The 12,319-nt window shown below is 68.4% G+C and carries 10 protein-coding genes; 6 read left to right on the forward strand and 4 right to left on the reverse strand.

Annotated elements, in window-relative coordinates; all coding sequences use genetic code 11:
* Positions 1–533 precede the first annotated feature (533 nt).
* Genes rplS through RWX87_RS05680 form a run of 5 tightly spaced genes read left to right on the forward strand, consistent with a single transcriptional unit; the run spans position 534 to position 4,460 of the window.
* Positions 534–920: a 50S ribosomal protein L19 gene (rplS, locus tag RWX87_RS05660; protein ID WP_314688469.1), complete on the forward strand. Its 387-nt coding sequence runs from the start codon at positions 534–536 to the stop codon at positions 918–920.
* Positions 917–1,768: a signal peptidase I gene (gene lepB, locus RWX87_RS05665; protein ID WP_314688471.1), complete on the forward strand. Its 852-nt coding sequence runs from the start codon at positions 917–919 to the stop codon at positions 1,766–1,768. Before rplS ends, lepB begins: the two co-directional genes overlap by 4 nt.
* Positions 1,752–2,561 (forward strand): ribonuclease HII, encoded by an 810-nt coding sequence (locus RWX87_RS05670; RefSeq protein ID WP_314688472.1) that lies wholly within the window; start codon positions 1,752–1,754, stop codon positions 2,559–2,561. The genes lepB and RWX87_RS05670 overlap by 17 nt, the downstream gene beginning before the upstream one ends.
* Positions 2,558–3,685, forward strand: coding sequence for a LacI family DNA-binding transcriptional regulator (locus RWX87_RS05675; protein ID WP_314688475.1), 1,128 nt, complete (start codon positions 2,558–2,560; stop codon positions 3,683–3,685). The genes RWX87_RS05670 and RWX87_RS05675 overlap by 4 nt, the downstream gene beginning before the upstream one ends.
* A 31-nt stretch (positions 3,686–3,716) precedes the next feature.
* A complete protein-coding gene (locus RWX87_RS05680; protein WP_399552319.1) occupies positions 3,717–4,460 on the forward strand; it encodes an HNH endonuclease family protein in 744 nt (247 codons plus the stop codon).
* Here RWX87_RS05680 and RWX87_RS05685 read toward each other — a convergent pair.
* Both RWX87_RS05685 and RWX87_RS05690 read right to left on the reverse strand, forming a co-directional pair.
* A complete protein-coding gene (locus RWX87_RS05685; protein WP_314688479.1) occupies positions 4,428–5,939 on the reverse strand; it encodes a DUF2142 domain-containing protein in 1,512 nt (503 codons plus the stop codon). The two genes, RWX87_RS05680 and RWX87_RS05685, sit on opposite strands and share 33 nt — an antisense overlap.
* Positions 5,940–5,978: 39 nt before the next feature.
* Complete coding sequence (locus RWX87_RS05690; protein WP_314688481.1) at positions 5,979–7,724, reverse strand: MDR family MFS transporter; 1,746 nt, start codon at positions 7,722–7,724, stop codon at positions 5,979–5,981.
* Between the two features lie 281 nt (positions 7,725–8,005).
* On the opposite strand from RWX87_RS05690, the gene RWX87_RS05695 reads away from it, so the two are divergent.
* Entirely contained in the window at positions 8,006–9,841 is a 1,836-nt protein-coding gene (locus tag RWX87_RS05695) for a glycoside hydrolase family 13 protein (RefSeq protein WP_399552318.1), read from the forward strand.
* 9 nt (positions 9,842–9,850) lie between these two features.
* Here RWX87_RS05695 and RWX87_RS05700 read toward each other — a convergent pair whose 3' ends face one another.
* Entirely contained in the window at positions 9,851–10,990 is a 1,140-nt protein-coding gene (locus RWX87_RS05700; protein ID WP_314688487.1) for a 4-hydroxybutyrate dehydrogenase, read from the reverse strand.
* A 6-nt stretch (positions 10,991–10,996) separates the two neighbouring features.
* The coding region (gene gabT, locus RWX87_RS05705) for a 4-aminobutyrate--2-oxoglutarate transaminase (RefSeq protein ID WP_314688489.1) at positions 10,997–12,319 on the reverse strand (1,323 nt) is incomplete at its 5' end.

The following is a 12,319-nucleotide window of genomic DNA, read 5'->3' on the forward strand; positions in this document are numbered from 1 at the left end:
CGAAGGAGGCCGGGGTGTCGGATGGGACGTGGAAACCGGTGAACATCGCGGTCATGGCAGCCTCCTCGCCGCGGTGACATGCCGCCGGTGCTGTCACATTAGGAATCGGCGGGGTGTTTGTCAATCCGCGCCGATGCCCCGATTCCGGCGGAATTCCGGGGTTTCTCGGCATCCCGACACAATGGGGTGCCGGGTTCGTCCAATCGTTGCCCGTGTGTTCGCCGCATGTTCACGCCCTGCCGTACGCGCTGCCATCCACGGGGTCCATGAATCGGCTGTGACGGTACGGAGAGGTTGATTGGTTCGCCCGTTCCTGCTATTCTTGTGAAGGTTATGCCGGGAGAGGTTCGCCGCATGGTGCCTCTCTGAAGCGTAAGCAGCGTTCAGCCGCCGCGGTTCCGGGTTTCCCGGATCGTCGCGGACGGCGAATCGGCAGGTCCTTCGGGGGAGTCCCGGGGGTGGAATCGGGGTGTCCGGCAGGCGTCGGACGCCCCCGGATCTGGCGTCGGCATGCGGCGGCGATGGAGGACATCATGGCAACTGCCATCGAAGAGTACGAGGCGAAGCACATCAAGGGCGTCGAGGACATCCCCGACTTCCGTCCCGGCGACAACGTCGAGGTCAACGTCAAGATCACCGAGGGCAGCAACACCCGTCTGCAGGCCTTCGCCGGAGTGGTCATCGCCCGTCAGGGCACCGGTCTGCGCGAGACTTTCGTCGTGCGCAAGGTGAGCTTCGGAGTGGGCGTCGAGCGCCGCTTCCCCCTGCATTCCCCGGCCATTGATTCCATCCGGCTCGTGCGCAGGGGCCGCGTCCGTCGCGCCAAGCTGTACTATCTGCGTTCGCTGCGCGGCAAGGCCGCCAGAATCGTCGAGCGCCGCACCGGCAGCGCCGACGGCGCAACCACCGCGGCCAAGTGAGCGATTCCGTGTCGTCCGGCGACTTGCCGCAGGGCGCCGCGGAAGACTCCCGCATCCTCGAGGTGGCCGACCATGGCGTCGACCCGCGTCCCCTGGAATCATCAGGGCTGGCGGGGGCCGACGCCATGTCGTCTTCCTCGGCATCCCATGGCTCGGGTGCCAGGCGCGACCCGGGCCACCGAAACGGCAGGCATTCGCAGTCGAGGGACCGCGGCGATCGTCAGGGGGCCGACGCACGACCCTTCGGCCTTCGTGATGTCCTTCTCTACTGCGGCATCCCGGTTCTCATCGTCGTGCTGCTGCGCATATTCGTCTTCGGCGTCTACATGATCCCCTCGGGATCCATGATGGACACCATCGAGGTGGGCGACCGCATCATCACCTCCAAGCTCGCCACCCGCACCACGGGGCTGAAGCGCGGGGACGTCATCGTCTTCCACGACCCGGCGAACTGGCTGAGCGACGAGGGCTCCGCGATCGGCGGCAAGTACCTCATCAAGCGCCTCATCGGCATGCCCGGCGACGTCGTCGCCTGCAAGGGCGCCGGATACCCGGTCACCATCAACGGCGTGGCCGTCAACGAGTCCTCGTACATCCGTCCCGGCGTGGACCCCAGCTCCTTCGCCTTCAGCGTCACCGTCACCGCGGGACATGTGTTCGTCATGGGCGACAATCGCGCCAACTCCGCCGACTCCCGCTACCATCAGGACGACGGCGACGACGGTCTGGTGCCCGTCTCCGACGTGGTGGGCGTGGGACTGGTGACCTTCTGGCCGCTCACCCGCATCGGCGTGCTCGAATCGCATCATGAGGTCTTCAGGAACGTCCCCGATGGCAGCGCGGTCTGACCGGACGCAGGGTTCCTCCGGAATTCCCGATTCCGATGGTGTCCGGGGATCCGACGACGCGCCTCTTCACCCTTCGCTGCTGGTCGAGTCCCAGCTGGCCCGGCGGGGATTCGACCTCGTCGTCGGCTTCGACGAGGTGGGTCGCGGAGCCCTCGCCGGCCCGGTGATGGTGGGCGCGGCGGCCCTGCGTACGCGTGACCTTCCCGGACTGCGGATTCCCGAGGGACTGGAGGATTCCAAGCTTCTCACCGCGCACAGGCGCGAGGCCTTGGCCGGCCCGTTGCATGACTGGTGCGCGGCCGTCGCCGTCGGGCAGGCCGACAACCACGAGATCGACGACTGGGGCATCCAGTATGCCCTCGGCGTCGCCGCCCTGCGGGCCCTGCGCGCTCTGGAGCTCGAGCTTGGGCTTGGCGCGCACGCCGGCCTCTCGGTCGCCGGGATCCTCGACGGGCCGTACGACTACATCACCCGCGCCCGGGACAGCTTCGACGCGCCCGAGGTCCCCGTCCCCGCCGAGATCGTCACCGTCGTCAAGGGCGACCGGCGCTGCGCCTGCGTGTCCGCCGCGTCGGTGGTCGCCAAGGTCACCCGAGACCGGCTCATGGTGAGCTTGGCGAAGGGCAATCCCCGCTACGAGCCCTATGGATGGGCGTCCAACAAGGGCTATGGTTCGGCCTCCCATCGGGCGGCCATCGCGCGGCTCGGCCCCACGCCCCTGCACCGCGTCTCCTGGCATCTGGCGGATGGCGATTGGACGGAGGGCCGTCCGCGGCAGAGGGATCCGCGATGAGCATCCGGAGATCCCCGAATGCATCGGGCGGCCGCCGCCCCTCGATGCTGGACGTGGCGCGGATGGCGGGCGTCAGCCATCAGACGGTGTCGCGCGTCATCAATGGCTCTCCCGACGTCGCTCCGGAGACGCGCGCCCGCGTTCGCAAGGCCATAGACACGCTCGGGTACCAGCCCAACAACACGGCCCGGGCGCTCGCCTCGCATCGCACGCGCACCATCGCCGTGGTCGCTGGCGGCCTGTGGCGTCCCCGCTCCGTCGACATGCTCGCGGCGGCGTCCGCCACGGCCCGCGCCCACGCACTGTTCACCACCGTGTCCCTGGTCGATGCGGACCTCTGCACGGACGCCGATATGGTCGGCCTATGCGACGACTTCAGCCAGCAGGGCGTCGACGCGCTGGTCGTGCTCGCCCCCACCGATGTGATGGTGAGGGCCGTCTGCCGGCTCGACACCCCGCTTCCCCGCGTGATCGTGACGTCCACGCATGGCCAGGCGAGCCTGCGGGACATGATGTCCTCCATGCGCGAGGAGTCGCGCCGGCGCAGCGCGGTCGTGGGCGGCGACGACTGGGGGGCGATGGCCCAGGTCGTGCGGCTGGTGATCGGCTATGGCCACAGGTCGGCGCTGTATTTCGCGGGCCCGCGCGGATGGCGGGGGTCGACGACCCGGCTGCTCGCCTGGAGGACGCTCACCGCCGAGGTGTCCCTGCCGAACGTGGTGGTGCCCGGCAACTCCTGGGATGCGGGGGAGGCGTACGCGCGGATGAACCATGCCCTGGAACGCATCGGCTCGTCCGGCGGCGCGGTCCCGACGGTGGTGGTGACGTCCAGCGACGGCCAGGCGATGGGGGCCGCCCGGGCGCTGCACGAGCATGGGCTGCGCATTCCGCAGGATGTGAGTCTGGTGGGGTTCGGCGACTATCCGGCCATGGCCGCCATGATGCCGCCGCTGTCCACCCTGAGGCCGGATTTCGCGCAGATCGGCTCGGCGGCCCTGCGGGAGGCGGTCTGGCTGCTCGGCGGAGGTCCGGAGGTGGGCTATGCGGCGAGCGTGCACGGCGCCGGCCTCATCCCCGCGACGATGGTCCGCCGCGCCTCGCTGGGACGCGTTCCGCGCGTGTGACCACGCGTCCTCCGTCGGGGGAAGCCCGATGATTCGTCGTCGGTCAGCCCGCTTCCGCCGTCCGCTTCTTAACGCCGGGGGACTTGTGGAACGGCTGCTCGTCCTCGCCGCGGTGGCCGTGGTCGCCGGGATCCTTCTCGGTCTGCTGCTGCCTCGCATGAGCGACACAATCGGGGAGATCACGGGACGCTTCGCGGTGTCCGGACCGGCCGCGGCAGCGTTGGAAGGCCTTGCCGTCGACGACCATCCGACCAGCGCCGGATACGACCGCGACGCCTTCGGCTACCGAATGACGGATGCGGATTCCGACGGCTGCGACGTGCGCGACGAGGTGCTCGCCCGCGATCTGGAGAACGTCCGCTACGACCCCACGGACCGCTGCACGGTGCGGCGCGGCACGCTCCGCGACCCCTACACGGCGGCCACCATCCGCTTCGTCAGGGGCCCGAGCACCAGCTCCGCCGTCCAGATCGACCATGTCGTCGCCCTCGAGAACGCCTGGCGATCCGGCGCCCGGAACTGGGGCATCCGCCGGCGGTGGCGCTTCGGCAACGACATGCGCAACCTCCTCGCCGTGGAGGGCGAGGCCAACGGGGACAAGAGCTCCGCGTCCGCCGCCTACTGGCTGCCGGAGAACCGGGGGTTCCGCTGCGATTACGTGGCCCGGCAGATCGCGGTGAAATGGGAATACGCGCTCACCGTCACCACGCCCGAGCGCCGCTCGATGCTCGGTGTGCTGCGTTCATGCCCGGGGCAGAGCCTGCCTCGTCAATGAGCTGCCATCGGGTTCTTCGAAGTGGCCTTGGGCATGCGTCGCAATCCGTGCAGGCGCCGACGATGATGCTCCGCGGCGAGCAGTCGCATCGACAGGTGGGCGGATCCCATCCGGCGTCTGGAGCCCACCGGACGCGGGTGCCGGCATCTCCAGGCACAGCAGCAGCGGCAGCAGCGGCAGCAGATACCGTCCCTGGATGCCATCCATGCTGGACGGCACGCGCATGGTGGACAGGTCGTTCCAGGTGAGGAGCAGGGGGACGCAGACCAGGACGAGCACGACGACGACGATGACCACGGCCGCCAGAAGATACCTGTACGTCCCCACTCCTCGCCTGCCCACCGAAACGCTTGGAGCGCCACGAGTCCGCCGTCCATGGCACGTGATGACCACCGCGGTCGCCGCGCCGAGGGTCGCCGCACCGGCGGTCAGGGGGGCCACGAGGAAGGACTGCCGGATGACCCGAGGGATGGTGATCGCCACGTTCCAGAGCAGCAGAGCGATCGAGGAGCCGGCATGCGAGGCCGCATATGCCAGGTTGTCGTGGACGTTGACGATGGCCAGCAGCCCCATGAACCGACGTGCCCAGAACGCGTAGAGGGGCACGGTGGCAAGCGCCGAAACAAGCGTGCAGACGATCTTGCGCCGCAGGGGCAGCACCCGATCCGGCAGACAGAGCAGGAGCAGCGCCTCGGTGGCGTACACCACCTTGCAGAAGAACAGCAGGGTTATGCAGACCGCCGCCAGGGCGATCTGCACGGCGGTGAGCGGTCGGTCACGGTCCGTCCAGCGCAGCAGCAGAGCAAGGAACACCGCGCTGACGGCGAGGAACAGCCCATCGGGCATGAGGCTCGAGGCGATGAAGACGACGGGAGGCATGACTCCGATGGCCGCCAGCGCGAATCGTCCCCGCGGGGCCAGCAGTATCGCCAGTGCAAAGACGGCGAGGAAGACCAGAAGACCGGATAGGCGTCCCCACTGCCAGACGGTGAACGGGCTCTGGCCGGTGTGAAGGGCCAGGGCGATTCCCGTCGCCTGGGGGAGATAGATGACGGGCAGGTACTGGTTCGTTCTGCTGCTGACGTTCACGTTCGGGATGGTCACCACGGCGAAGCGTCGTGCGTCCACGGCCTTCTGCGCGGGCAGGGCCCAGTCGCCTCGGTGCAGGACGTCGGCGAGCAGCCACATCACCGTCTCGTTGCGGTTGCCGCGGTTCTGGAGGAGTCGCGCATCGCCGGTGATCCGCTGGATGCGGACGCGGTTGCCGTGTCCGTCCGTCACCGTCGTCGTCGCGTTGAACGCCTGTCCCGTCGCCAAGGCGTACGCCGAGTTGGCGTTCATATCCGAATCGGGGATGCTCATGGGGCCGAATGCGGTGAGAAAGAACGCGGACTGGGCGATCGACAGGACGAGAAAGAGGACGACCGGAATGATTCGGCGGCGGATTCCTCCGTCTGCGCCCGATCCCCGATGTTCCATTGCCGCCCCCCCTGTGGTGCCCGTCTCCGTACCGGCTCCCTACTTTGCCACTCGTCCCGGATGCACCACATGCATGCGGGCGATGGCGCGCCGGGCGATGCCGCGGGCGTTCCCGGCGCCGTCGCCGCGCACGCCGAAGACTACGCACAGGGTCATGGCGAGCATGATGGCGGCGGAGATGCGCAGCGCCCAGGTGACACCGAAGATGCTGGCCACGGCCGTGGTGCCCGCTCCGCCGCCGAGGGCCGCGTGGCGGGCCTTGGCGAAGCTCTCCATGAGGATGACGAGCACGGGGGCGCCCACCGCGCCGGAGATCTGCCTCACGGTGTTCGTCACGGCGGACCCTGCCGAAACGTCCTTGCGCTCAAGGCAGTTGAGCGACCAGGTGGTGATGGGCATGAGCACGAACCCCATGCCGATCTGCCTGACGAACTGCCAGATGGAGATCCACCAGATCCAGGTGTCCGTCCCGAGGAAGCTCATCATCAGCGTGCCGAAGGTGAGAACGATCGCGCCGGTCAGCGCCACGGGACGCGCGCCGAGCCGGTCGAGCAGACGCCCGCCGAAGAACTGCGAGATGCATTGTCCCAGTGCGCCCGGCAGCATGATCAGACCGCTCATCGTGGCGGAATAGCCGCGGTCGGTCTGGATGTACAGGGGGATGATGACGAGAATCGAGCTGAACGCGAAGAAGCTCAGAGCCGCGCAGATCGTCCCGATGGTGAAGCTGCGGTTGCGCAGCACGCCGAGGTCGAGCAGCGGCGGCTGGGGGAGCTTCGCGGTGGCCGCCGGCCTCGCCGCCGAGCCGGCGCCCTCGCCTCCGGCCGGGGCCCCGTCCGCTCGCGCATCGGTGCCGCCCGCATCCGCATCCGTACGCGTATCCGCGTCCGCCGCGATCCTCGCCATCTGCGCGTGATAGCGCGTGGCCGCATGGATCTGCCGCAGCACGAACCACACGATGCCGACCACGCCGACCGTCATCGGAAGCCACACCATGGGATGGTCGAAGCGGTAGGACTCGATGTTCGTGAAGCCGAACATCAGCCCGCCGAAGCCGAAGACGGACAGCCCCACGGAGAAGAAGTCCGCCCGGGCGCCGCGGTCGTTCTCGGCGAAGTTGCGCAGGCCGAACACGGCGAGCAGCAGTCCGACGATCCCGGTGATGGTGAGGGTGAGGAAGATCGACCGCCAGCCGTTGGCGTCGGTCTGCAGCCCGCCGATGGTGGGTCCGATGGCCGGGGCGACGCTCATGGCCATGCCCACCGTGCCCATCGCCACTCCGCGATGCGACAGCGGGTAGATGGAGAACACGGTGATCTGCAGCACGGGCCACATGACGCCCGTTCCGACGGCCTCGAGGGTGCGGCCGAGCAGCACGAGCCCGAAGCTCGGCCCCAGCCAGGCGAGCACGGATCCGGCGGTGAACACGAGCATCGACGCGATGACGATCTGCCGGGTGGAGAAACGCCGGGTGAGATAGGCCGTGAGCGGAACCATGACGCCCATGGACAGCTGGAAGACGGAGGTGAGCCACTGTCCGGTGGTGACGGTGATCCCGAATTCGGAGACGATGTCCGGCAGGGCGGCGCTGAGCTGCAGCTGGGTGAAGTTGCCGACGAAGGTGATGAAGGTCAGAATCGCCAGCGACGCGAATCCGGCTCGCGTCAGATGGCCGTCCTGGTAGGCCTCGTCGCGGGTGAGGCGACGCGACAGGCCGGATAGGCGTTGCCGTCCGACGCTGCGCCCGCCGCCTGATGCGTTCGACCCTGTTGTCCCTCCGCTCATGGACCACTTCCCTCCGACCCCCGTGGCATGTCTTGTGGACACGGCTGATGCCGATGACGACAGGGGGACAGGTCACCCACTGTACGCCCGCCACGGGTCGCGCCCCGCGCCGGTTCCATGCGGCGTGGGATGCTCCCAGAATGGGCGGAACCCCTCGTCCCGGACACGCAGAAGGATATCGGCGGCGGATGCCGAAAGTAGACACGGTCGCACACAATGGACGCGACGACGTGATGGACGCGGCGAACGACGCGACGGCACATGCCAGTGAGGAGTCGAGGATGACGGAACCGGCGGAATCCGCAATGCACATGCACGAAGACCTGCAGGCGGGGGATCCCGCGCTGTGGTGGAAGCAGGCGGTGGTCTACCAGATCTATCCGCGATCCTTCAAGGACTCTTCGGGCTCGGGGCTCGGTGATCTGCGCGGCGTGACGCAGAAGATTCCGTACTTGAAGGCCCTTGGCGTGGACGCGCTGTGGCTCAGCCCCTTCTATCCCAGCCAGCTGGCGGACGGCGGCTACGACGTGGACGACTACCGCGACGTCGACCCGCGTCTGGGCACGATGGACGACTTCGACGAGCTCGCCCGAACTGCGCACGGCTCCGGCATCCGCGTGGTCGTCGACATCGTCCCCAACCACTCCTCGAACCGTCACCCGTGGTTCCGCGAGGCGCTCAAGGCCGGTCCGGGCTCGCCGGAGCGTGACCGCTACATCTTCCGCGACGGCCGCGGCGAGAACGGCGAGCTGCCGCCCACGAACTGGACGGCGCATTTCGGCGGTCCGGCGTGGACGCGCGTGCCGGACGGCCAGTGGTATCTGCACCTGTTCACCAGGGAGCAGCCGGACTGGAATTGGCGCAACCCCGACGTGCGCGCCGATTTCCTCAGGACCCTGCGTTTCTGGCTTGACCATGGGGCGGACGGCTTCCGCGTGGATGTGGCGCACGGCCTGGCCAAGGACCTCGACCGCGACGACCTGGACGACTGGTCGGTGACCCCCGCCGGTCTGCCGGCGGACGGCAGCCATCCGCTGTACGACAGGGATGAGGTGCATGACATCTACCGCGAATGGCGCAAGGTGTTCGACGAGTACGACCCGCCGGCCTTCGCCGTGGCCGAGGCGTGGGTGAACCCCGCCCGGCAGTACCTGTACGCCTCCACGGACGAGCTGGGGCAGGTGTTCAACTTCGAGTTCGCCAAGGCCGACTGGACGCGCGGGTCGCTGCACCGGGCCATCGAGGAGGGACTGGCGGCGGCCGGGCGCTCGCGTTCCACGGCCACTTGGGTGATGAGCAACCATGACGTTCCCCGCCATGCCACGCGATACGCCCTGCCGCAGGTGGACAGCCGCGTGCTGCATCAGATCTCCCGCGACTGGACGCTGCGCGACGGCCTGACCTACGTCGAGGACCGCGAGCTGGGCACCCGCAGGGCCCGTGCGGCCATTCTGCTGGAGCTGGCGCTGCCCGGCTCGGCATACGTGTATCAGGGGGAGGAGTTGGGCCTCTTCGAGGTGGCGGACCTGCCGTGGGACCGGCTCGAGGACCCGACCGCCTTCCGCAGCAACGGCATCTACGTCTCCAAGGGGCGCGACGGCTGCCGTGTGCCGCTGCCGTGGACGGCCGGAGATTCCCCCGTGCGCGGGAATCCGCACAAGCGATACGGTTCCGAGGGCAGCTTCGGCTTCTCGCCGGCCACCATGGTCGCCGGCCCAGGCGTGAAGCCCGAGGACGTCGGCGAACCGGCCCGCGAGCCGCATCTTCCGCAGCCCGCCTGGTTCGGCGAGCACGCCGTCGATGCCGAGGAGACCGACCCGGACTCGATGCTCAGGCTCTACCGCCGGGCTCTGGCGCTGCGTCATCGGCTGATGCCGCGGGATGCCACGCTGGAATGGCTGCCCCAGGACCGTCCCTCGGGGCGGAACGACGGCGCCGACGGCCATGAGGGCGGGGTCATCGCCTACCGCCGCTCGAACGGCTGGGCGGACGTGACGAACTTCGGCGGCGACCCCGTGGCGCTTCCCCGGGGAGAGGTGCTGCTCACGTCCGTGCCGCTCACCGACGACGGCCGCCTCCCGCAGGACGCCAGCGCCTGGATCCGGCTGGCGTCCTGACTTCCTACCTCAGTACAGCTCGCTGAAGATCTTGAGCACGCGCGCCTCGTCGAGGGGCACGAAGCAGTTCCTCATGAGCCGCTGCTGGGTGGTGATCACCCGGTGGGCGAAGACCGGCAGGTCCTGGCGGGTGACGCCGTACTCGTGCAGCGCCTTCTTGGGCAGGAGACGGTTGATGAGCGCCTCCAGCCGGTCGTAGACGTCGGCGACGTCGCAGCCGAGGATCCCGGCGAGATACGAGTTGAGCACCGCGATCTCGCCGTCGGATTTGATCTCCATGTAGTTGCGCAGCACGCCGGTGAACATCGCATAGTTGGATTCGCCGTGCGGCACATGGTACTTGCCGCCCAGCTGGTAGCTGAGCGCGTGCACCGCGGCGCATCCGCCGATGTCGAAGCTGATGCCCGCGTAGTTGCTGGCGATGAGGAAGTCCCTGAGCAGTTCGTTGCGCTTGGCGCGGCGCTCCTTGCTGCCCTCCGGACCCGCGAAGGTGATCTCGCGATAGCCGGTGACGATCATCCGCATGGCCGCATAGCCGAACATCCGCGTGTAGGGCGTGGCGTTCGGCGAAAGCACGGACTCCACGGAATGCACGAGGGCGTCCATCGAGCTCGTGGCGAACACATGGTCGGGCAGACCCTCGAGAAGCTCGGGGATGAGCACCGCATGGTCGGCGAACATCTCGGGGCTGGAGATCCCGGCCTTGCTGCCGAGCCGGGTGCGGTTGATGGCCGCGATCTCCGTGGTCTCGCTTCCCGTCCCGCAGGTGGTGGGGATGAGAACCAGTCCCACCGTGCGGTGATGGTCGGCGATGTGGTCGATGAGGTCGTCGATGGAGGAGTCCCCGGCGACGGCGACCACCTTGGCCACGTCCATGACGGCTCCGCCGCCGATGGCGATGATCCGCTCGAACGGCGTCCTGCGGGCGTCATCGAGCACGGCGTCGATCATCTCGTCGGTCGGCTCCTGGCTGCCGTAGTCGTCGAGCAGCAGATGCGGCGAATCGGCGGCGTGCTTCGCGACGTAGCGGTCGTAGATCGGGTGGATGCTGATGACGAGGTCCTTGGCGGACGGCCGGAACTCGGCCGCGAAGTCCGCCAGGCGCTCGAAGCTGTGGATCTCGCGCGGACCCAGGGAGAAAAGCTTCATCGGGACCTACTTCGCGCTTTCCTCGACGATGATCGCCTTGAGCACGTCAAGCGCCTCGGTGAGCTCCTCGTCGGAGATGACGAGCGGTGGCAGCAGACGGATGACGTTGCCGTTGATGCCGCAGGTGAGGATGATCAGCCCGGCCTGCTGGCAGGCCTTGACGATCCTGTCGACGAGCTCCTTGTTGGGCTCCATCCCGCCGGCCTTGACGAACTCGACGGCCTTCATGGCGCCTAGGCCGCGCACTTCGGCGACGGTGGGAACGGACTCCGCCAGCGGCCCGAGGACGGAGTCGACGACGTCGCCGATATGGGCGGCGCGGGCCGGCAGGTCCCTGCTTTCCATGAGGCCGACGGCCGCGAGGGCGGAGGCGCAGCTGACGGGGTTGCCGCCGTAGGTGCCGCCGATGCCGCCGGGCTGGACGCTGTCCATGATCTCGGCTCGGCCGGTGACCGCGGAGATCGGCATGCCGCCGCCGAGGGCCTTGGCCGTGGTGATGAGGTCGGGCTCGAGTCCGAAGTACTCGGAGGCGAACCACTTGCCGCTGCGGCAGAACCCGGCCTGGATCTCGTCGGAGACGTACAGCACGCCGTTGGCGTGGGCCCAGTCGTTGAGGGTCTTGAGGAAGCCCTTGGCGGGGACGACGAATCCGCCTTCGCCCTGCACGGGCTCGGCGACGATGGCGGCCACGTTCTCATGGCCGACGAGCAGCTCGATCTTGGCGATGCTGGCCTTGGCGGCGGCCACGCCGTCCGCTCCGAAGCCGTCGCGCAGCGGGTAGGAGAACGGCACGGCGTAGATGTCGGGCGCGAAGGCGCCGAATCCGCGCTTGTACGGCATGGACTTGGTGGTCATGGCCATGGTGAGGTTGGTGCGGCCATGGAAGGCGTTCTCCATGACGATGACGGCGGAGCGGCCCGTGTACCTGCGGGCGATCTTCACCGCGTTCTCGACGGCCTCGGCGCCGGAGTTGAGCAGCACGCTCTTCTTCGGGAAGTCGCCGGGGGTGTGCTTCGCGAGCTTCTCGCACACGTCGACGTAGCCGGCGTAGGGGGTGGTGGCGAAGTTCGTGTGGGTGAGCCTGGCGACCTCGTCCTGCACGGCCTTGACGACCTCGGGGGCCGCGTTGCCGACGCCGGTGACGGCGATGCCGGCGGCCAGGTCGATGAAGCGGTTGCCGTCGACGTCGGTGATGGTGGAGCCGGAGGCGTGGTCGGCGAAGATCGGCATATGCTGGCCGATCCCGGCGCTCACGTACGTGTTGTACTTCTTCTGGATCTCCTGGGACTTCGGTCCGGGGATGGCGGTGACGATCCTGCGCGCCACCTG

The sequence above is a fragment of the uncultured Bifidobacterium sp. genome, from assembly GCF_963540075.1.
Taxonomy (GTDB): domain Bacteria; phylum Actinomycetota; class Actinomycetes; order Actinomycetales; family Bifidobacteriaceae; genus Bifidobacterium.